The organism is Elizabethkingia sp. YR214 (genome assembly GCF_003058195.1).
In the GTDB taxonomy this organism is placed as follows: Bacteria; Bacteroidota; Bacteroidia; order Flavobacteriales; family Weeksellaceae; genus Elizabethkingia.
In genome coordinates, this window is sequence record NZ_QBUH01000004.1 from 451087 (window position 1) to 472755 (window position 21669).

Here is a 21669-nt window from a genome sequence, read left to right on the forward strand (position 1 = left end):
GTAATATATAGGTAACCAAACAACTTATCAACTAATTAAAATAAACCGTACATGAAATTAAAGCATACTGCAGTTGCTCTGGCTGCACCATTATTAATGAATGCGCAAAATGTGATGACTCCGGAAAAATTATGGACACTAGGCAAATTCTCTGTTCAGGCTGTTGCGCCGGATCAGTCTTCTCTGATTTATAAAGTAGGCATTACAGATCTGAAAACTGAGAAAACAAATGCAAAGTCTTATTTTCTGGATCTTCTGAATAATTCTGCAAAGCAAATTGACTTTGGAAAAAAAGCAATTATTCAATGGGATAAAAACGGTCTTTATGCTACAGAAGGTGGAGTAATCTATATTTCTAAAGATAAAGGAAATACATGGGCAGAATTCTATAAAATAGGAGACGATGCAGATAACATTGTAGTATCTCCGGACGGAAAGAAGGTAGCATTCAGTAAAGAAGTTCAGGTTGAAACTATTCTTGGAAAAGATAAGTACAAAGACACCTCAAAGTCTACAGCCCAGATTTATACAGACCTTAACAACCGTCATTGGGATACCTGGTACGAAGGTAAAATGTCTCATGTATTTGTTGTGAATACTTCTGAAGAAGCTGCAAAAGCAAAAGATCTTCTTGAAGGAAAGAAATTTATGTCTCCGCAACAACCTTTTGGTGGTGCTGAAGATTTCGTATGGAGTCCGGATAGCAGCCGGTTGTTATACGTAACAAAAGAAAAGTACGGTGCAGAATATGCACAGAGTACCAATACAGATATTTTTGCTTATGATCTTGCAGGTGGCCAGACAGAAAACCTTACAAAAGGAATGATGGGCTACGATGTAAGCCCTAAATTCAGCCCGGATGGTAAGTACCTTACATGGCAAAGTATGCGTGCAGACGGATACGAAGCAGATAAGAATGATATCGTAATCATGGACTGGAAAACCAAAAAGAAAACCAACCTTACTCAAAATTGGGACGATAGTGTGGATGGAGGTTTCTATTGGTCCAAAGATGCAAAAACGATCTACTTCAATGCAGCATATAGAGGAGTAAGACAATTATTCAGCGTTAATTCTCAGAATGCTAAAATTGCACAGGTAACAAAAGATAAATTTGATGTTAGCGGAATTTTTGCAGAAACTAAAAACGGATTACTAGTAACCAGAACAGATTTTAACCACAGTCCTGATTTGTTTAATGTTTCCTTAAAGAGTGGAGAATTTACACAGATCACCGACGTTAATAAAGATAACTACGCTGCAATTACACCAAGTAAGAGTGAGTTGAAAATGGTGAAAACGTCTGACGGTAAAGAAATGGGAGTATGGTTTATCTATCCACCGAATTTCGATCCGAATAAAAAATATGCAACATTACTATATTGCCAGGGAGGTCCGCAATCTGCACTTACTCAGACTTTCAGCCAGCGTTGGAATATGGCTCTTATGGTAGCAAATGATTATATTATCGTTGCGCCGAACAGACGTGGTATGCCAGGTTGGGGAGTGAAATGGAATGCTGATATCAGTAAAGATTGGGGAGGACAGCCAATGAGAGATTATCTGGCTGCTGCTGACTTTGCGAAAACACTTCCATATGTAGATGGAGAGAGAATGGGAGCTGTAGGAGCAAGCTACGGTGGTTACTCAGTATTTATGCTGGCAGGTATTCATGAAAACAGATTCAAAACATTTATTGCCCACGATGGTCTTTTTGATATGAAGTCATGGTATGGCACTACCGAAGAGTTATGGTTTGCCAATCATGAAATTGGAGGTTCTTACTGGGAAAAACCAGATGCACCTGCATACACGACATACAACCCAAGTAATTATGTAGGAAAATGGAATAAGCCTATTATGATTGTACAGGGGGGTATAGACTTCAGAGTATCTTACGAGCAAGGACAGGAAGCTTTCCAGGCTGCTAAATTAAAAGGGTTGAAAGCTAAAATGGTTTATTTCCCTAATGAAAACCACTGGGTACTTCATCCGCATAATGCTCTTGTATGGCAACGCGAGTTCTTTGGATGGTTGAAAGAAACATTATAATATGGATTTATTAGTTATCATTATTATTGCTGCAACAGCATTAGTAAGTTTTAAAGGTTTTAACGACAGAGGATTTTTTTCTCAGTATATGTTCCAGGTAGGAGCTATTCAGCGAAATAAAGAATATATACGCTTGTTGACATCAGGATTTCTGCATGCCGATATTATGCACTTGTTGTTTAACATGCTTACATTATATTTCTTTAGCGGAATTGTAATTGATTATTTTGGAAAGGTAGGCTTTGTACTGATTTATTTCGGAGCAATTATTGCCGGAAATCTTTTCAGTATGTTTATCTACAAGAATAATCCAATGTATTCGGCTATCGGAGCAAGTGGAGGTGTTTCAGGTATTTTGTTTGCAGCGATTGCCATGAACCCATATTTGGGCATAGGCTTCTTCTTTATACCAATTCCTATTCCCGGATATATCTTCGGAGCTTTATATTTCGGTTATTCTGTTTATATGATGCTTAATCCAAAAGAATGGGACAATCTGGGACATGCTGCGCACTTAGGAGGTTCAGTTGTAGGGCTTGTTTATGCTTTTATAAGCTTCCCCATGAATACGCTGGAGCATATTTTCCAGATTCTTATCATGTCTTTACCATTATTGTATCTGGCATTCAGAATATTATTTAATAAAGGCGGTATTCGATAGAATATCATATTATACAACAAAAATGCCCTGCTTAGCGGGGCATTTTTATGTGTAATATTATCCTTGTAAAGGATATTAAAATACTGAGATTATTAATCTTATAGGTTTCTAAAACCTATAAGGTTTGCTTTGATGGATAAAAAATAGCCGGAATTTTTCCGGCTTTTAATTTATAATAAATATTTTTTATTAGCTGAGTCTTTTTCTCTTTTTAGAGGCGAATTTTAATACCGTGTATCCGCCGAATCCAGCAAGGGTAGAGGCTACAAGAATGGCAAACTTAGCTTCATCCTGGATATCCTGATGTCCTTTAAATGACAGAATTGCTATGAAAATAGACATTGTAAATCCTATGGCAGCAAGTAAGCCGACACCTACCATTTGTGACCATTTAGAATGTTGGGGTAGTTTACTGATTCCTAATTTAACTGCTATAAAGCTAAAGAATAAAATTCCGACTAATTTCCCAATAATTAAACCTCCAATAATACCGGCTCCGAAACTGGTAAATAATCCATCCACCATTCCTTTTTGAAAAACAATATTGGTATTGGCCAGTGCGAAAATTGGCATAATTAAATAATTAACCGGAGTGTGTAGCATACCTTCCAGTTTTTCCAGAGGAGAGATTTCTGTTTCAGAAGCGTTCGTAGGTATTGTAAAGGCCAACAAAACACCTGCAATAGTAGCATGGATACCAGAATGGTGCATGCAGTACCATAAGGCCGCACCCGGAATCAGATAGAAAATATGTTTTTTAACACCGAGCTTATTGAATAATACAAGAAGTACTAAAATACCTCCTGATATTAGTAAGTAACTCCAGTGCAGCTGTTCTGTATAGAATATTGCAATAACAAGAATAGCTCCTAAATCGTCAACAATAGCTAATGCAGCAAGAAATATCTTAATAGAAGCAGGAACGCGATTGGACAACATAGAGATAATGGCTAAAGAAAAAGCTATATCTGTTGCCATTGGAATTCCCCATCCTTTTGCATATTCAGTTCCGTTGTTAAAAAACGCATAAATAAGTGCCGGAACAAGCATTCCTCCGATGGCTGCAAAAATAGGAAGGGAAGCATTTTTAATATTGGAAAGTTCACCTTCCAGCATTTCCCGTTTAATTTCCAGACCTACCAACAGGAAAAATACAGACATAAGGCCATCATTAATCCATTCTGCTACAGAATAGGGGCCGAGATGACTGTCCAGAATATTCTGAAATCCTGTCCCTAATGAGGAATTAGCGATGAATAAGGATACAAGTACGCATAAAATAAGGATAATGCCAGATGACTGGCTGCTTTCGAAAAATTTTTTAAAATATTGAGTTAACTTCATACATTGTTTTTACAGACGTCTGACCTTAGTAACATTCTTAATCGCTTTAAGATGTTTAAGTGTTTCGTCCAGTTGGGATTTATTTCTGACTTCGAGTACGATATTTCCTGTAAAGATACCATCATTGGATTCAATAGAGAAACTCTTCATGTCCAGGTTCATATTATTGGAAATAATTGTAGAGATATCATTAATCATACCTTGTCTGTCCAGACCTTCTATTTCTATTTTCGCACGGTTGGTAAAGCGCTCCGCATTTACCCATTTGGCAGTAAGAACACGGTAGTCGTAGTTAGCACGTAGGTTGATAGCATTCGGGCAGTTTTCGTTATGCACCTTTATACCATCATTAATTGTAATAAATCCGAAGATCTTATCGCCAGGAAGTACACTACAGCATTTTGCAAAACTGTAATCCATTTTTTGTTCGTCCTTACCAAAAACGATCATATCCAGATCAGAGGCCGGTTCTGGAGCAACAAATTCCTGTTTTGGCGTTTTACGGAATTTTTGTAAAAGATTACTAATCATTCCTTTTCCGTCGACATACTTTTTCAGATCCGAAGCATCCAGTACACCACTTTGGAAATTCAGGAATAATTCCTGAGAGGTTTTATAATTAAAGAACTTTTGTAATTTGTTGATTTCATCATCAGTATACGCAATCTTAGCATGGCGCATTTTACGCTGCAAAATTTCTTTTCCTTCATCTACCATCTCACTTTTGTGAGAGTTGAGAGCTGCTTTAATTTTAGCTTTAGCCTTAGATGTTACAACAAAGTCCAGCCAGTCAGCTTTTGGTTTCTGGTTGTTACTGGTTAAAATATCAATTTGATCACCATTAGCCAGCACATAAGAAATAGGAACCAATTTTCCGTTTACTTTGGCTCCGAGACATTTCATTCCTAAATCGGTGTGAACCGAAAAAGCAAAATCCAGAGCTGTGGATCCTGACGGAAGGAGCTTGATTTCTCCTTTAGGCGTGAAGACAAAAACCTCCTTACTATAAAGGTTTAGTTTGATGCTGTCCAGAAGTTCGTTGGTGGAAAGCGACTGTTGTCCTTCCAAAACCTCACGGATCTGAGTAACCCATTGTTCAAAGTTACGGTCATCGTTGTTCTTCTTATAACCTTCTTTGTATTTATAGTGCGCAGCAACACCTTTTTCTGCCACTTCATCCATTCGCTCGCTTCGGATCTGTACTTCGATCCATTTACTGTCCGGACCTAATACTGTAAGGTGCAAACTTTCGTAACCGGTAGAACGCGGCTGAGATATCCAGTCCCGCATTCGGGCAGGGTTGCTGTGGTAAAGATCGGTAACAATAGAGTAGATCTTCCAGGCAAGGAATTTCTCGTTTTTAGCATCCGATTTATAAATAATTCTGATGGCATAGTTGTCATAGACCTCCTCAAAGCTTACATTCTGCTTCAGCATTTTACGGTAAATACTACTAATAGCTTTTGCACGGCCTTTTATGGAGAAGTTTAGTCCTTCTTCTTTGAGTTTCTCAGAAACCTCTTTTGTAAATTCAGCAATATATTTCTCCCGGCTTTCCTTTGCCAGAATTAATTTCTCTGTAATTTCATTGTAAATATCCGGATTATTGTATTTCAGCGAAAGATCCTCTAACTCCGATTTTATATTATACAAACCCAGTCTGTGTGCCAGCGGAGCATAGATATAAACTGTTTCTGAAGCAATTTTCTTTTGCTTATCAGCGCGCATACTATCCAGTGTACGCATGTTGTGAAGACGGTCGGCAATCTTGATAAGAATTACCCGAAAATCTTCGGACAAAGTCATAAGGAGTTTACGGTAATTTTCCGACTGAACCGAAATATTCTGGTGGTTCATAATCGAAATCTTAGTTAGCCCCTGTACGATATCCGCAATTTTTTTTCCAAACAGTTTTTCAAGATCTTCATAAGTGTAATCAGAATCCTCGATAACATCGTGCAAAAGCGCCGATGCAATACTTGTTGCACCAAGGCCTATTTCATTAGCTACAATTTTTGCTACTTCAATAGGATGGTATATATAAGGCTCGCCTGTTTTACGTCGCTGATCCTTGTGGGCATCCAAAGCGATATCGAATGCTTTACGAATAAGTTTGTTCTGGTCCTCATCAAGTGTTCGGTATGTATTAGAAATCAGGTCCTTATATCGGGCTAAGATTTCTTTATTTTCTTGTTCTAGGTCGTAAACCATTTCCTTCATCAATTAAGTTACACTAAAATACTATTTTTTAGGGTAAAATCATAATATTTTTGAAGAATAGACACGGTTGAAAATCGCTATCTTTGGGTAAATTAAATTTATGAGGAAGACATTCATAATCGGTTTAGTTATAAGTCAGACAGTTGCAGCTCAAAATATATCTCAAAGACTTGAAGCTGAAACAAAAAAAATGACAGGGTCAGAAAATATGCTGGCAGCTAACTTATCGTTTTATGTAGCTGATGAAAATGGAAATGTAGTTTACGAATATCAAGGGAATAAGGGCTTGTCTACTGCCAGTACACAGAAGATCTTTACCGCTATTGCTGCTTTAGATAAATTAGGACCTTCTTTTACTTTTAAAACACAGGCATCTTATAGCGGACAGCTACAAAGCAGCACATTGCAGGGTAACTTGTATCTCACGTCTAATGGGGATCCTACATTAGGAAGCTGGCGCTATGAAGGTTATAAGCCGGAGAATTTCAAAGCAAAGCTGTTGGCAGCTGTACAAGATAAAGGGATAAAAGCCATTGAAGGAGACCTTATACTGGACGATTCTTATTTCGATTTGCAGACAACCCCCGGAGGCTGGCCATGGAATGATATGGGAAATTATTATGGCGCAGGCGTGTGGGGAATAAGCTGGAACGAAAATCAGTTTGATATGAGTGTAGCTGGAGGAAAAGATATTAAAAACTTTAACTATACTCCGGTAAATGTAAATTGGGTCAGTGAAGTAAAAGCCGAAGGAAGCGGGGATAATAGTATTATTTATACAGCACCATTCTCGGATTTTGGATTAATAAACGGCAGACTGCCGGCAGGTAAAACAACTGTAGTTTCCGGAGCTTTACCTAATCCACCTTTAGTACTGGGAACTGAAATCAAAAAATGGTTTTCGGAGAAAGGAATTACAATCAAAGGAAAGGTTCTGACCTATAATACTGAAAAAATTAAGGGCAACGAAATCTCTCAGACTCCCGTGAATAATGTATTCTTTACCTATCAGTCACCAACGCTGGACAAGATTATTTACTGGTTTCTTCAGAAAAGCGTAAACTTGTATGGTGAAACACTGGTGAAAACTTTCTCGAGACAAAAAACAAAGAATACATCTTTTGATTCCGGAATTAGTGAACTGAAGCAGTACTGGCGGGATAAAGGTATAGCTTCGGCAATGATTAATTTTGCAGATGGAAGTGGGCTTTCGCCACAGAATTATGTGTCGGCAAAAGCTGAAGTTCAGGCTCTTTTATATGCACAGAAACAGCCGTGGTTTGATGCTTTTTATAAAGCACTTCCAACTTATAACGGGATGAAAATGAAGAGTGGAACTATAAAAGCCAGTAAAGCATATACAGGCTATCACCAGAGTAAATCGGGCAAGAAATATGTATTCTCCATGATTATTAATAATTATTCGGGAGGAAATATAAACAGTCTGATGTATAAAGTTTTAGATGAATTAAAATAACAATTTGAAGAAAAAGAAATTCTTTTCGCAGTTTGCTAACTGGGCAGTATATGTACTCCTCAGTTTTATTGTATTAGGATCTATTCTGGCATCTGCGATACTTATTAATTACCTGCGTAAAGAGGAAATACACCGGATTAAGCTCTTTGCACAGGCACAAAAACTACTAAATGAAGATTCTGTACAGGATCCACAGGTGCAGCTTTTACTGCTGAATATTCTGGATGATAATAAAAGTATTCCGGTTATTGTTGCAGACAGGTTTAACAATCCGGTAAATATGCTGAATTTACCACAGGATGTAACAGACAATCCGGGTAAAGTAAAAAATCTGCTTTCCGAAATGGAGCAGTCTTATAAACCTTTGGAAATAGAAATGCCGGATGGTAATGTCCAGTATATTTATTATACCAACTCCAGACTCATGAATAACCTTCGCTATTATCCTTTAGCTTTAGGTGGAGTGATTATAGCTTATGTACTATTCTCCTTTTGGTTTTTGAGAACGGTACAACGAAGTGATGAAGGTTTCCTTTGGGTGGGATTGGCCAAAGAAACAGCCCATCAGATTGGAACTCCGTTATCGTCAATGATAGGCTGGTTAGAAATTTTGCGTTTGGAAAATGAAGATAGTGTAGGTGTAAAGGAAATTGAAAAAGATATACAGCGGCTTACAACAATTTCCGAACGTTTTTCCAAGATAGGTTCTGTTCCGGAGCTTAACGATCTTAATCTGAAAGAAACGATTGAACAAAATCATGAATACCTGAAAACCAGAATCTCTAATAAAATTAATTTTTCGCTCCAGTTGCCTGGTGGTGAAATTCTGATTCCACACAGCAGAATTCTGATAAACTGGGTTATAGAAAATATTGTGAAAAATGCTGTTGATGCGATGAAGGGAATAGGAGATCTTAATATGCAGATTTCAGAAAAAGGAGATAGTATTTTTATTGATATCAAAGACAACGGTTCCGGAATGACAAAGACACAGATCAGAAATGCTTTTAAACCGGGATATTCAACAAAGAAAAGAGGCTGGGGGCTTGGGCTTTCTCTCGCAAAAAGGGTAATCAAAGATTATCATAATGGCGATATTAAGATATTACAAACCGAAGTCGGGAAGGGTTCAACTTTCAGAATTATACTATCCAGAAGTAAAGATGCATAGGATTATTTAATTACGAATTACCTTTGCTAATTATTAAAGATTACAAAATCTTAATGATAATCGCAGTTTTCAATTAAAACTAAATTCGTAATTATGTATAGAATTTAATTTTAGTAAAAATGAAGAAGTATTTCATAGGTGCATTATCAATTTTTAGTTTTATGGCTATGGCACAAACTCAGATTATTGCGCATCGTGGTTTCTGGAAGACAGAAGGATCTGCCCAGAATTCAATCCATGCATTAAAAGGAGCGCAAAAGCTTAAAGTTTATGGATCAGAGTTTGATGTTCGTCTTTCAAAAGACGGTGTTGCAGTGATTAATCACGATGAGGATATTAATAAAATAGCTATTGCAGCAACAGATTTTAAAGAACTTAGAAAGGAAAAGCTAGCAGATGGTGAAGTGATTCCTACTCTGGATGAATACCTTAAACAAGGGAAGAAGGATCCGGCTGTACAGATGATTCTTGAAATAAAACCATTGGCTTCCGAAGCATTTGAAAAAGAAGCTGTAGAAAAGAGTTTGGTACTGGTGAAAAAAAATAAAATGGAGAGCCAGACTCAGTATATTTCTTTTAGTCTATTTATCTGTAAGGAACTGAAACGTTTGGATCCAAAAGCAAAAGTACAGTATCTGAAAGGAGATCTTTCACCGAAAGAAATTAAAGATCTGGGAATAGACGGAATAGATTATCACTACAGTGTATTCGAAAAGAATCCGATCTGGTTAAAAGAAGCAAAAGATCTAAAACTAATCACAAATGCGTGGACAGTAGACAATCCGGATATTTTCCTAAAATTAAAAGCTCAAGGAATAGATTTTGTAACCACCAATACACCAGATGTTTTTCAGAAACTATAAAAAGCTATAAAGCAATATATGAATAACAAGAAATATTTTATCAATATAAATAAACACTAAATTTATGGATAAAAAAGTAATACTGACATATTATGATATTGAAGGTAATACTTCAGTAGAAACATTATGGGCAGAATTCAAGGAAGATATAAAATATCAAATAAAGAATATTCCATTTTTTGCGCCTAATATAGCTTTTAATGATATTATTACTGTTGAGGAAGAAAATGGTAATCTACATTTTGATGAAATTATTAATGCATCAGAACATAGTACTATACAAATTGTATTTTTTAATGAAAAGGAAATAGATAAGGTTATTAAAGATATTGAATTATTGAATTGTTCTTGGGAAGGTATGTATAACCAGAAACTCTTAGCCATTGATATCCCCCCAAATGTAAACTATTCTATTATAAAAGAGTATTTAACTACTCAATTTAATAGTAATATTATTGATTTTAAAGAGTCTTGTTTATCAGAGACACATTATAAACAAGTAATAGCTTAAATCCTAATTTTTATTGTTTGAGTTCCGTGACAGTGGATAAAAACCAAAATGATGCTGTAATCAATAAAAAAGCACGGATCTATTCCGTGCTTATTCAATATATTTATCTATTTTTTTGAGGGCTGAAACTTCGGATGTCCTACCTGCCATAAGGCAAAAGAATAGATGTCTGCATATTCCCGGAAGACAACATTCTGATCGCTTGTAAAGTGTCCGTTTTCATAGTTTGCATATAATAGTACAGGTTTTCCTGAAGCTGAGTTTTGTTGTAATATTGCTGCAAATTTTCCAGGTCCCCATGGAACAATTCTGGAATCATTCATACCTGTTCTTACAATAACAGCAGGGTATTTTACACCTTTTTTTACTTTGCTTTGGGCATCCATTTCAAGGAGGTTTTTGGTGTCTTCTTTATTTTTCAGAGTACCAATTTCCGGAATCTGATTTGGGCCGTTAGCTGTAATTTCAGAGCGTATTGCATTAGTCAAACCAACTTCGGCTATAGCAACAGCAAATAGGTCTGGACGCTCAGTTATTGCGCGGCCAATAAGAACTCCACCCATACTTACGCCGTTTCCAATCAACTTGGAAGGAGATGTATATTTTTGGTCTACCAGATATTCTGAGCAGGCAATAAAGTCTTTCCATGTGTTAGGTTTATTAGCTTTCATTCCGGATTTATGCCAGTCTTCTCCTTTTTCTCCACCGCCTCTTACATGCGCAAATGCTATAACAACACCTTGTTCCAACAGAGCAGCGAGTCTTTTTATAAAACGGGCATCATATGAAATTCCATATCCTCCATATCCTGTAATATAAGCAGGGGTATTGCCATCCATTTTCATATTTTTAGGATATATAATAGACAGTGGAACCATAGTACCATCATGGCTTTTTACTTCTATTTCCTTAATTTCATAAAGTTTTTTGTAATCAGGATAGTCATTGATATTGAAGTATTTATTTTTGGATACATTACCAGTTTCGGGACTATAATTATATACAGCGGTTGGTGTTAGCCAGCCAGCATTATCACAAATAATATTATCATTTTCACGATCATTAAGCGAACTGGACGTGTTAACACCTGATGGCAGCGGAATTTTTTTTGTTGTGAGTGTTTGGAGATTAATCTGATATTTATCCTGATTAACACCATCACTCAGTGAGTAAATCAAATAGTTTTTGGAGCTGTGAATAGACGTTATAAAGTTTTTGCTTTCAGGAATCACCGTTTTTGCTTTTACAAAATCAGGATTAGCCAGGCTTGTAACACCTATTTTATAATTAGGGGTATTTTTATGGGTAAGGAAAAAGAGCTTATCATTATAAATATGAAACTGGACAATATCATCTGAAGCCTTTACGATTTGTGTCCATTTAATTTTCTTTTCATTGATAGAAGAATACGGAGCATAAAATACAGGCGATTCTGACTTTACCGATCCGATTCTTAGTTGTATATACTTATAATCGTTTGTAAACGTAACTTCAGGAAATTGTTCTGTTAGTATATTCAACTCCGGATATTCTTCCCGTGAAGCAATTACTATATCCTGTCCGGTATCAGTACCTATCACATGCAGCATCGCTTTCATTTCTTTTAGCAGGTTTTCGCTGTTAGGGTCCGCAGTGCTCATCCTAGTATAAGTAATAGCTTTGCTATCTGGTGTAAATTCGAATGCAAATTCACTCCATATCGGGCTGAGTACATCATTCAACATCTTCTTTGTATTGAGGTCCAGAATTCTCAATTCACAAATTTCTCCTCCGGATTTTGAGAATAGTAATGCCAGTTTTTCTCCCTTCATATCAATATTGAAATTAGATATTTGAGCATCTTTTTTATAAGTTTCCGGATCAAAAACCAATGTCTCTACTCCTGTATCTATATTTCTTGAATAAAGCTTGGCAAGCTTTCCGTCTTTCTTGGTTTTTTTATAAAAATAGAATTTTCCTCGCTGAATAGGAGTACCATATGAGTCACCTGCCATTTCTTGGATCTGCTTCATACGGTTGAAAAGAAACTCGCGATTCGGAATTTTATCTATAATCTGATGGCTAAAATCGGATTGTGCCTTGAACCAGGATTTTACCTCGGGACTTTTAAGATCTTCAAGCCAACGATAGTTGTCCGTAATCTTTGTTCCAAAATAATCATCGGTAACAGGTACTTCTGGTGTCTTGGGATAATTGTACTGGGCTGCTAATAGCTGGCAAAAAAACAAGCCCATAAGGGAAACAGAATGTTTCATATTATTTTATGTATTTGGTGTAATGGTGATGACTCAATAAATAAAAAAGGCTTTGTTTAGACTATTATTTATTCAATGAGTTATAATGTAACTAATTTAAAAATAAATCCCTCATAGAAAATAAAAAACTACGAGGGATTTACTATTTAGAAATAAGCTGTTAGCTTTAGTCCTAGTGTCATATAAGAGATCTGCTCGTGAGAAGATACATCGAAATCGTGATTCAGATTATCATCATTCTCTACGATATCAGAGAAGTGGTACTTGATTTTAGAGTTGGTAAAACGGAAATCGTTGTATGCTGTAATACCCAACTGTGGTGTTATTTTGTAGGTTAAAGATATTCCCGAGCCCATCATAAGGCTTTTAGATGGGCGATAGGTTGCTATCCTGTAATACTGTTGTGTTGCTGTGGGATCATCGTCCTTTAAGAATACTTTACCATTGGCAGCTTTGGAATATCCGGCAGTAGCCTTTAGCATTACTTGCCATTTATCTGTAAGGTCATAGGCAAAATATGGTCCTATCATAGCATTTAGAAAGCCCAGAGATTCGGTCTTTACATCCAGAGTTTCCAAATCCGGATCTTCAGTCTTCAGGTGTAATGCTCTTACAGGGAATGTACTGATATTTAAATCAGCACCAACACCCCAGTTTTTATTGAAGAAGTATGCTCCTTCCAGACCTGCTTCAAAACCTACTGTTTTTCTGTCACTCAGACCTGATTCTTTCAGGAAGTTAGACATAGAAATTGTTGCTCCCGATTTCAGGGCCAAGAAAGAAGGATTTTCGTTGCCCTCAATTTTGGAAAGCAAACCCATGTTATCTCCTTTATTTTTGAATATTTTATCGATAAAGAAATAACCTAATTCTGTAGAAAGAATACCAATACCGGCACCTGCAAGAATATCGGGCAACCAGTGTCTGTTATTTAAAGCACGGCCTAATCCTGTAAATGTTGCAGCACTATATCCTGCAATACTATAAGCAGGATTTACCAGTCCATATTCTTTATCCAGAAAGGCTGCATTGGTAAAAGCCATTGCAGCATGCCCCGATGGAAAAGAATTTCTTTTTGATCCGTCCGGACGCTCGACTTTTGCTGTATATTTTATGGAGTTAACCAAAATTGCCATAATCGCAAGACTGGTTGCATAAGAAAGGGTAGCCCTTCCTATATTATTACGTCCCTTTACGCCTGCCAGTTTCAATCCATATACTGCCAATGCAGGCGTATATTGTAAATAATCGTCATAAGGAACCTTAAAATTGGGAAGATATCTGTTTCTGTTTTCACGTATTTGTTCCTTCTGTCCCCATGTAGCTGCGGAAGCTACAAATAAGATACTCGGAGCGATTGATTTCTTCACCCATTCCTTTTGGAAAAATTTAGGTTTGGACTCCAAGGTGGTCGGTGTGTAAGAAATAAGTGATTTTGCAGGAATAACAGTATCTTTCTTTATTGTATCCGTTTGCGCTTTGGATACAAAAAATAAAGCAATACCCGCAAGTAAATAAAGTTTTCTCATATAGTAATAGTAGTAGTATCCAATATATAATTGGGTACCAAAAATAGTGAAAACTTCTGAGTTTAGAGATAAACGAAAAGGACTATACCTTTATGATATAGCCCTTTAGATTATGTATGAATGAATTTTACAACCTTGCAGAGTTCAGTCTCAATGAGTTAACAATTACTGAAACGGAACTAAAACTCATCGCAGCAGCTGCAATCATAGGGGAGAGCAGAATACCCAGAGAAGGGTATAATATACCTGCTGCTATTGGGATACCTAATACATTGTACAGGAATGCAAAGAGTAGGTTTTGTTTGATATTTCTAACCAATTTATGGCTAAGTACCTTTGCCTTTACAATACCCTTAAGATCACCTTTTAATAAGGTTATTTGTGCACTTTCTATTGCCACATCGGTACCTGTACCCATTGCGATACCAATATCAGATTGTGCCAGTGCTGGCGCATCATTAATTCCGTCACCTGCCATTGCAACAATTTTACCTAGTTCCTGTAACTTTTTTATTTCATTTAGTTTGTCTTCAGGAAGGGCCTGTGCAATATAATGTTTTATCCCAAGACTATCAGCTACAGCTTTGGCAGTTTTACGATTATCACCTGTTATCATTACGACATCTACACCCATTTGCATTAGCTGATGTACTGCTTCTTTAGAGGTTGCTTTTATAGGGTCTGTAATAGCTACATAACCGGCAATATTATTATCTATAGTGACAAAAGAAACTGTTTTTCCTTGTTCCTGTTCAGCAGTAATTTGTGCTGCAATTATTTGGTCTATAACTATATTATATTGTTTCAGAAGACTTTCATTTCCTACAAGAACTTCTTTGCCTCCTGTTTGTCCGTATACTCCTTTTCCGGAAATATTCTCAAAATTGCTGGCTTGTTCCAGTCTAAGGCCTTTTTCTTTGGCTTTCTTAATAATGGCCTCCGCTAGTGGGTGAGTACTATTCTGGTTAAGGCTGGCAGCCAATTGTAATACTTCCGTTTCTGTATACTGACCAAATGTTCCAATTTTCTGTACAACAGGTTTTCCTTCTGTAAGTGTTCCTGTTTTATCTGTTACCAGTACATTCACTTTATTAAGATTTTCCAGAGCCTCTGCGTTCTTAATCAAAATACCATTCTTTGCACCTTTTCCAACACCCACCATTACCGACATAGGTGTTGCCAATCCAAGTGCACAAGGGCATGCCACAATAAGAACAGCCAAAAGGCAGGCAAACGCATACACAAACTTAGGTTCTGGTCCCCAAATGCTCCATATTATAAATGCAAGAACTGCGATTAATACAACAATCGGAACAAAGATGGCTGATACTTTATCAGTAAGTTTCTGGATAGGTGCTTTACTTCTGCTGGCTTCATTTACCATATGAATGATTTGTGAAAGCAGTGTTTCATCACCTACACGCTCAGCTTCCATCAGGAAAGTTCTGTTACCATTGATAGTACCCGATGTTACGCTGTCTCCTTCTTTTTTATCTACAGGAACAGGCTCTCCGGTAATCATAGATTCATCTATTGTAGAATAGCCCTCTGTAATTTTTCCGTCCACCGGAATTTTATCACCCGGTTTTACTTTTAGAATATTTCCCAGCTGAATATCATCTACAGAAATCTTTTTGTCCTGACCATTTTCTACCAGTGTAGCTTCTGTCGGAGAAAGCTTGATAAGCTCCTTTATCGCAGAATTTGTTCTGGAATGTGCTTTTGCTTCCATCAGCTGCCCAAGAAGAACAAGCGTAAGGATAACTCCTACAGATTCGAAATATAAGTTGGCTCCACCGTGATGCTCTTTTAGCTCATGAGGAACAATATCCGGGAAGATTAAAGCAACTAAACTATATATAAAAGCAGCTCCGGCACCAAGACCTATAAGACTGAACATATTGAGCTTCCATGTCTTGAAAGAAGTCCATGCTCTTTCAAAAAACATCCATGCAGCATAGAAAACAACAGGAACGGTTAACCCTAATTGTATCCAACCGTTAGCTTCGGGTGATAATATTTTCAAAATTGGATTACCGGGAATCATTCCACCCATAGCCAATATAAATACAGGAACGGTAAAACCTACGGAAATCCAAAACTTTTTCAGAAGATCTTTGTAGGTTGCATCCTCCTCTTCAGTCGGTTCCATAGGGACGAGATCCATACCGCAAATAGGGCAGTTACCAGGGCCATCCTGAATAATTTCCGGGTGCATGGGGCAGGTATACTGTACTTTTTTCTTCAGCTCTGGTATTTTTTCCAGATTCATACCACATACAGGACAGCTTCCGGGATTATCGTATAATTTATCTCCCTCGCAATGCATTGGGCAGTAGTATTTACCAGCCGATGATGATGTTACTTTAGGTTTCTCTGTGTGATGGTGTCCGCCACTACAGCATGAAGTTTTTTCTTCTTTTTCAGGAGCGTTTACCTCTTCAATAGGAGCGAGGAACATCCCACATACCGGACATCTTCCAAGTTCGTTGTATATTTTCTCACCTTCACATTTCATAGGGCATATATACTGCCCGCTAGGCGATATTTTATCAGCCGGAGCTATACTATGTTGCTGCTGCTGATTTGCTGTAGAGCAGCATGAAGCTTTTTCTTCCTTTGCAGGGGGATTTATTTCTTCAATAGGAGCGAGGAACATCCCACATACCGGACATCTTCCAGGTTCGTTGTATATTTTCTCACCTTCACATTTCATAGGGCATATATACTGCCCGCTAGGCGATATTTTATCAGCCGGAGCTATACTATGTTGCTGCTGCTGATTTGTTGCAGAGCAGCATGAAGATTTCTCTTCAGTATGTTTTGCTGCTTCTTTTTTCAGGCTTCCGACTGCAGGTAACGAGTTACCCGCAGGAGCAGAACAACATCCGGATTTTGGAGCTTCATGTTGAATGCTGTAATTCCCGGCTTCTTCCAACTTCTTCTGAAGTTCTTCTTCTGAAAAGTCTCTTTCTGAATGTATTTTAGCTACAGGAGGATCTAGTTGTACAGTAGCAGAGATACCTTCTATTTCATTTAGTTTTTTCTCTATTTTACTGCGACAACCATCACATGACATTCCTTTTATGCTGAATACTTTTTCCATGTTTAATATTTTATACTACAAATTTCGGAAAGTGAAATCAGGTATGTATTATAAATATATGGAAGATGTTTATATAATTCAGCTTCTTATTTCTGTAGAAATAAAATAAAATTGAACTAGCACAAAGGCGCAAAAAACAATAAATAATAAGTGTTATATTGTTTTTTAAGGCACAAAGATTTTTATCCTACGATAAAAATTAGTTATGTTAACAAAAAATCTTTGATTTTTCCTTTGTGCCTTAAGAATTTTTTGAGAATCTTTTATAGCTCAATTGTGCCGTTGTGTTCGTTTTTCTATAAAATGTTATAGTAATCCTTTGGCTGAATTAAACTTTAGATTTTATCCAGAGCTTGCCTGTGTTTGTCTTTTGCTTTTTGGAATTGTGAAGGTGAAAATCCTGTAACCTTTTTAAACTGGGAAGAAAGATGCTGTACTGTTTTGTAACCAAGCATATCCGCTATCTGTGTAAGTGAATACTCATTGTATACCAGAAGTTCTTTTACCTTTTCTATTTTATGCAGGATATAGTATTGCTCCAACGTAACATTTTCTGTCTGAGAAAATAGCTTAGATAGAGAACTGTACTCTTTATGCAAATGCTCACTAAGGTATACTGATATTTTAAAGTCTTCCTCAATGTCCAGACTTTGTACTTTCTGCAAAATAAGAGTTTTCATTTTCTCAATCTGCTTTACCGAAAGATCCTGAAGTATTTCAAAGCCTTGTTCATTCAACACTTTTTCGAGCACAGAGACTTGCTCCTTGTCAAGAGTATCCTTAGTTTCAGCAACCCCCAATTCTAATTTAGTCAGAGAAATATTCAGATTATTAAAGATATTCTGAACAGAAGACAGGCATCTGCCGCATACCATATTTTTAATGTGTAATTCCATTAGCCTTCAGGGAATCTGTCGTGTGGATATTCTATTTTGGTTTTTCCATGTGCAGATGGTTTACCGTGGTCATCCAGGCTTACCATTATAATTTTGTCAATCTTTATAATAGTTTGTCTTGTCATTTTATTTCTTACCTCACATGAAAGTGTAATAGAGGTGTGTCCAAAAGATGTTGCCAGAATTCCGATTTCTACGATATCACCTTGTGTAGCGGAATGTATAAAGTTGATTTCTGATATAAACTTGGTAACGCAACGTGGGTTTTCTAACTGTATAATAGCATATAATGCTGCTTCTTCATCTATCCATTGTAAAAGTCTGCCCCCGAATAAAGACTGATTAGGGTTTAGATCTTCAGGTTTTACCCATTTACGGGTATGGAAATTCATTGCCATAAACTTAATTTGTTTTGATAGAGTAAAAATAAAAAAACTTCTACAATAAATGCAGAAGTTTTGGTAGAGAGATTTATGATTAAGGATATTTAGGAATAAATCACCCGTTTTTTTATATTTCGCCGTGGATTATCGAAAAACAGGAGATATTATTTCCTCTGTATAAGCAAAGTTTGTGCTGAAAAAAGTAAATAAATAATAACGAATGTTAATTTTTTTATAAAAGATTCTCTGGGGTTATCGTTTAATGATAAAGCTTGGTTTTACTGTTTTTATTTAGGTATATTTGAGGTTAATTTTAAACAAAAAGTATTGTAATGAGAAATCAGTTTCTTACCTGGGGCATTGTCATTGTATTGGCCTCCTGGGGAATAACTTTCCTTATTAACGCCGACCTGTGGATACCAATTTTGCTATCCCTTATTTATCTCTGGGGCCTATATGACGCTTTCCAGACAAAGCATGCTATTTTACGAAACTTTCCTGTCCTGGGGAATTTCCGTTATTTCTTCGAGGAAATATCGCCGGAAATGCAGCAGTATTTTATCGAGAGGAATACGGATGGTAAACCTTTCCCGAGGAATGAAAGATCTGCAGCTTACCGAAGAGCAAAAAATATATCTGCGAATGTACCATTTGGGACACAGCTAGACATTAATACAAGAAAGTATGAAGGAATTAAGCATTCTATTTATGCAAAAATTCCTTCTGAAGAATTACCAAGAGTAACCGTTGGAGGACCCTTGTGTAAGAAGCCTTACAATGCATCTTTATTTAATATCTCAGCGATGAGCTACGGAGCATTGAGTAACAGAGCTGTAGTATCTTTAAATTCTGGTGCTAAAAAAGGAAACTTCTTCCATAATACAGGAGAAGGAGGGATATCTCATTACCATCTAGAAGGTGGTGGAGATCTTTGCTGGCAGATTGGTACGGGGTATTTCGGATGTCGTGATGATCACGGACATTTTAATCCCGAACTATTTGCTGAGAAGTCTGCTCATCCAAATGTAAAGCTCATCGAAATAAAACTTTCTCAGGGTGCAAAACCAGGACATGGTGGTGTATTACCGGGAGTAAAGAATACACCTGAAATTGCAAAGATTCGTCACGTAGAACCAGGAAAAACTATTTTATCTCCTCCGGGACACACAGCATTCAATAGCGCTGAAGGTCTATTAAAGTTTGTACAACAGCTGAGAGACCTTAGTGAAGGTAAACCTGTTGGATTTAAACTTTGTATTGGTGATACACGTGAATTTGAAGAGATTTGCGAAAAAATGAATGTACTGAATATCTGGCCGGACTTTATTACAGTAGATGGAGCTGAAGGGGGTACAGGAGCTGCACCATTGGAGTTTTCAGACGGAGTTGGTATGCCTTTGGAGCCAGCACTTATTTTTGTAAATAGAACGCTTCAGAAATATGATGTTCGTGATAAAATCAGAATTATTGCCAGCGGAAAAGTACTTACTTCATTGGATATCCTTAGAGCTGTAGCAATGGGAGCTGATATGTGTAATAATGCAAGAGGATTTATGTTCTCTTTAGGTTGTATTCAGGCTCTAAGATGTCATTCTAACGCTTGTCCTACAGGTGTGGCAACTCAGGATAAAATGCTGATTAAAGGTCTGGATGTAGCAGATAAGAGCGAGAGAGTATATTATTTCCACAGAAATACATTGCATACATGTAACGAGCTTATCGCTGCTGCCGGAAGAACTTCTTATGCGGAAGTAGATGCTTCAATGTTTATGAGAGGTGATGAGTTTGAACATTTATCAGATTCTTATTTCCCGGATATCTTAACGAACGTAAAACACAAAACCCAGATCTAATTAAGAACTGAGTTTATCTGTAAAATAAAAAATCCGGTGAAGCAATTCACCGGATTCTTTTTTGTAAAAGATTTCTCTTATTTCTTAGATTCCTCCACAGAAACTTTTCTGAAGTCTTTCAATAATTTGCTTAACTCTAAAGCTGCTTTTCTAGCTCTTGTACCTGCAGCTTTGTTACCTTTTTCTAATTGAAGGTTAGAGTCAGTTGTGAAAGTTCCAAACTCCTGTGCGATTTTTTCTAATAGTTCTTGCATATGATTAATTTTTGGACTGCAAATATAAAATAATCCTTCATTTATAAAGAATTTTATCGCTGTAAATATCGATAAAATCTACATTTTTATTCATTTTCTAAATTGATGATTCTAAAAATAGAAACGTTGAAAAAAAATATTTTGCTGCTTATTATTTTCAAAGAGTCCCTTTTTGGTTTTTCGGAGATGAAGAAAAAAAGAGTAACTTTATTTAAATCATCTGTTTATGAGAAAGCTATATCTTTTAACATTCATAATTCTGAGTTTTTTTGGGACAGCTCAGGACTTGGAAACGATCGCAAAAGAAATTAAAGAAGAGGGAATAAAATTATACAGGAGTGAAATGGCGAGCTGGTATGGAACGGATGTATTTTTGGCCAATTATAAAAATAATGAGAATATCGGCGGATACTTTTCTTACATAAACAACAATGTGCCTGTTTGTATATTCTTTTCAAAAGAAAATAAAGTAATAGGTTCCGTCGCTTTTCCTACTAACTATAATCCTAAAGATTCCAAATTGGATCTAACAGCAAGAGATTTTACAGATGTTGAGCGAAAATATTTTGACATCCGGCAGAAAGCTCTACAAAGGATTAAAACAGATACTATTTTCAGAGCCTATCAGAATACAAATCTAAACCTGATACCAATTGTTGATGAGAGGAAGAACGAACAAAATAAGGTTTATATTTTGACCGGAACTACACAAAATAATCTTGTTCTGTTTGGTAATGACTATCTGGTTACTTTTAATAAAAATAATGAAATAGAGAAGACGGAACGCCTGCACAATAGTTTAATCGCTATGAACACAAAAGATGAAAAAGGAGAAAACCTGATAAGTGGAGTACATTCACATATCCTTCCTGACTGGTTGTATATAACACCAACAGATATTTGTACACTGATGCTATACCAGCATATTCACAATCTGGCAAGCTACATTACAATATCAAAAAAATATGTGAGTATATGGGATTGTAAAAACAATAATTTAGCGATTATGAAAACTGAGGATTTTGAAAAAATGAACAAGAGTAAATAAGAGCATAAAAAAATCCTCCCCGAAGGAAGGATTTATATCTTTAAGA

General features: G+C 36.5%; 16 protein-coding genes. 8 read left to right on the forward strand and 8 right to left on the reverse strand.

Annotated features, from left to right (window positions below; all coding sequences use genetic code 11):
- Positions 1-51 precede the first annotated feature (51 nt).
- Together C8J95_RS10610 and C8J95_RS10615 are read left to right on the forward strand one after the other, a co-directional pair.
- Positions 52-2052, forward strand: a complete 2001-nt coding sequence (locus C8J95_RS10610) for a S9 family peptidase (protein WP_107808306.1) — start codon at positions 52-54, stop codon at positions 2050-2052.
- Position 2053: 1 nt separating this feature from the next.
- On the forward strand, positions 2054-2713 hold the full coding sequence (locus tag C8J95_RS10615; protein ID WP_034870367.1) for a rhomboid family intramembrane serine protease: 660 nt from the start codon (positions 2054-2056) through the stop codon (positions 2711-2713).
- 189 nt (positions 2714-2902) lie between these two features.
- On the opposite strand, the gene nhaA is transcribed toward C8J95_RS10615, so the two are convergent.
- Together nhaA and C8J95_RS10625 are read right to left on the reverse strand one after the other, a co-directional pair.
- The gene (nhaA, locus tag C8J95_RS10620; protein WP_107808307.1) at positions 2903-4057 is read right to left on the reverse strand and encodes a Na+/H+ antiporter NhaA; all 1155 of its coding nucleotides are present in this window, start codon (positions 4055-4057) and stop codon (positions 2903-2905) included.
- A gap of 9 nt (positions 4058-4066) precedes the next feature.
- The gene (locus C8J95_RS10625; protein WP_078781313.1) at positions 4067-6268 is read right to left on the reverse strand and encodes a bifunctional (p)ppGpp synthetase/guanosine-3',5'-bis(diphosphate) 3'-pyrophosphohydrolase; all 2202 of its coding nucleotides are present in this window, start codon (positions 6266-6268) and stop codon (positions 4067-4069) included.
- A gap of 109 nt (positions 6269-6377) precedes the next feature.
- On the opposite strand from C8J95_RS10625, the gene dacB reads away from it, so the two are divergent.
- The 4 genes from dacB to C8J95_RS10645 all read left to right on the forward strand — a co-directional run bounded on the left by dacB (position 6378) and on the right by C8J95_RS10645 (position 10299).
- Positions 6378-7754, forward strand: a complete 1377-nt coding sequence (dacB, locus tag C8J95_RS10630; RefSeq protein ID WP_107808308.1) for a D-alanyl-D-alanine carboxypeptidase/D-alanyl-D-alanine-endopeptidase — start codon at positions 6378-6380, stop codon at positions 7752-7754.
- Between the two features lie 4 nt (positions 7755-7758).
- On the forward strand, positions 7759-8925 hold the full coding sequence (locus tag C8J95_RS10635) for a HAMP domain-containing sensor histidine kinase (RefSeq protein ID WP_059156404.1): 1167 nt from the start codon (positions 7759-7761) through the stop codon (positions 8923-8925).
- 119 nt (positions 8926-9044) lie between these two features.
- The gene (locus tag C8J95_RS10640) at positions 9045-9788 is read left to right on the forward strand and encodes a glycerophosphodiester phosphodiesterase family protein (protein ID WP_107808309.1); all 744 of its coding nucleotides are present in this window, start codon (positions 9045-9047) and stop codon (positions 9786-9788) included.
- 64 nt (positions 9789-9852) lie between these two features.
- Positions 9853-10299: a DUF4265 domain-containing protein gene (locus C8J95_RS10645; protein WP_107808310.1), complete on the forward strand. Its 447-nt coding sequence runs from the start codon at positions 9853-9855 to the stop codon at positions 10297-10299.
- A 107-nt stretch (positions 10300-10406) separates the two neighbouring features.
- Here C8J95_RS10645 and C8J95_RS10650 read toward each other — a convergent pair whose 3' ends face one another.
- From C8J95_RS10650 to C8J95_RS10675, 5 genes are all read right to left on the reverse strand, one after another.
- On the reverse strand, positions 10407-12554 hold the full coding sequence (locus C8J95_RS10650) for a prolyl oligopeptidase family serine peptidase (RefSeq protein WP_107808311.1): 2148 nt from the start codon (positions 12552-12554) through the stop codon (positions 10407-10409).
- Between the two features lie 146 nt (positions 12555-12700).
- Complete coding sequence (locus tag C8J95_RS10655; RefSeq protein WP_107808312.1) at positions 12701-14083, reverse strand: phosphatase PAP2 family protein; 1383 nt, start codon at positions 14081-14083, stop codon at positions 12701-12703.
- 127 nt (positions 14084-14210) lie between these two features.
- Positions 14211-17189: a heavy metal translocating P-type ATPase gene (locus C8J95_RS10660; protein WP_107808313.1), complete on the reverse strand. Its 2979-nt coding sequence runs from the start codon at positions 17187-17189 to the stop codon at positions 14211-14213.
- Positions 17190-17524: 335 nt separating this feature from the next.
- On the reverse strand, positions 17525-18085 hold the full coding sequence (locus C8J95_RS10670) for an AraC family transcriptional regulator (RefSeq protein ID WP_107808314.1): 561 nt from the start codon (positions 18083-18085) through the stop codon (positions 17525-17527).
- The gene (locus tag C8J95_RS10675; RefSeq protein ID WP_059322487.1) at positions 18085-18477 is read right to left on the reverse strand and encodes an acyl-CoA thioesterase; all 393 of its coding nucleotides are present in this window, start codon (positions 18475-18477) and stop codon (positions 18085-18087) included. Before C8J95_RS10675 ends, C8J95_RS10670 begins: the two co-directional genes overlap by 1 nt.
- 323 nt (positions 18478-18800) lie before the next feature.
- Here C8J95_RS10675 and C8J95_RS10680 point away from each other — a divergent pair, with 323 nt between their 5' ends.
- Positions 18801-20321: an FMN-binding glutamate synthase family protein gene (locus tag C8J95_RS10680; RefSeq protein WP_107808315.1), complete on the forward strand. Its 1521-nt coding sequence runs from the start codon at positions 18801-18803 to the stop codon at positions 20319-20321.
- A 77-nt stretch (positions 20322-20398) separates the two neighbouring features.
- Here C8J95_RS10680 and C8J95_RS10685 read toward each other — a convergent pair whose 3' ends face one another.
- A complete protein-coding gene (locus C8J95_RS10685) occupies positions 20399-20575 on the reverse strand; it encodes a histone H1 (protein ID WP_009086192.1) in 177 nt (58 codons plus the stop codon).
- Between the two features lie 226 nt (positions 20576-20801).
- Between C8J95_RS10685 and C8J95_RS10690 the strand changes: the two genes are divergently transcribed.
- On the forward strand, positions 20802-21623 hold the full coding sequence (locus C8J95_RS10690; RefSeq protein ID WP_107808316.1) for a hypothetical protein: 822 nt from the start codon (positions 20802-20804) through the stop codon (positions 21621-21623).
- Positions 21624-21669: the final 46 nt, after the last annotated feature.

Bases quoted from the DNA above. Each gene is read 5' to 3' on its own strand.
- C8J95_RS10610 (WP_107808306.1), top strand. From the start codon at position 52: ATGAAATTAAAGCATACTGCAGTTGCTCTGGCTGCACCATTATTAATG.
- C8J95_RS10615 (WP_034870367.1), top strand. From the start codon at position 2,054: ATGGATTTATTAGTTATCATTATTATTGCTGCAACAGCATTAGTAAGT.
- nhaA (WP_107808307.1), bottom strand. From the start codon at position 4,057: ATGAAGTTAACTCAATATTTTAAAAAATTTTTCGAAAGCAGCCAGTCA.
- C8J95_RS10625 (WP_078781313.1), bottom strand. From the start codon at position 6,268: ATGGTTTACGACCTAGAACAAGAAAATAAAGAAATCTTAGCCCGATAT.
- dacB (WP_107808308.1), top strand. From the start codon at position 6,378: ATGAGGAAGACATTCATAATCGGTTTAGTTATAAGTCAGACAGTTGCA.
- C8J95_RS10640 (WP_107808309.1), top strand. From the start codon at position 9,045: ATGAAGAAGTATTTCATAGGTGCATTATCAATTTTTAGTTTTATGGCT.
- C8J95_RS10645 (WP_107808310.1), top strand. From the start codon at position 9,853: ATGGATAAAAAAGTAATACTGACATATTATGATATTGAAGGTAATACT.
- C8J95_RS10650 (WP_107808311.1), bottom strand. From the start codon at position 12,554: ATGAAACATTCTGTTTCCCTTATGGGCTTGTTTTTTTGCCAGCTATTA.
- C8J95_RS10655 (WP_107808312.1), bottom strand. From the start codon at position 14,083: ATGAGAAAACTTTATTTACTTGCGGGTATTGCTTTATTTTTTGTATCC.
- C8J95_RS10660 (WP_107808313.1), bottom strand. From the start codon at position 17,189: ATGGAAAAAGTATTCAGCATAAAAGGAATGTCATGTGATGGTTGTCGC.
- C8J95_RS10670 (WP_107808314.1), bottom strand. From the start codon at position 18,085: ATGGAATTACACATTAAAAATATGGTATGCGGCAGATGCCTGTCTTCT.
- C8J95_RS10675 (WP_059322487.1), bottom strand. From the start codon at position 18,477: ATGAATTTCCATACCCGTAAATGGGTAAAACCTGAAGATCTAAACCCT.
- C8J95_RS10680 (WP_107808315.1), top strand. From the start codon at position 18,801: ATGAGAAATCAGTTTCTTACCTGGGGCATTGTCATTGTATTGGCCTCC.
- C8J95_RS10685 (WP_009086192.1), bottom strand. From the start codon at position 20,575: ATGCAAGAACTATTAGAAAAAATCGCACAGGAGTTTGGAACTTTCACA.
- C8J95_RS10690 (WP_107808316.1), top strand. From the start codon at position 20,802: ATGAGAAAGCTATATCTTTTAACATTCATAATTCTGAGTTTTTTTGGG.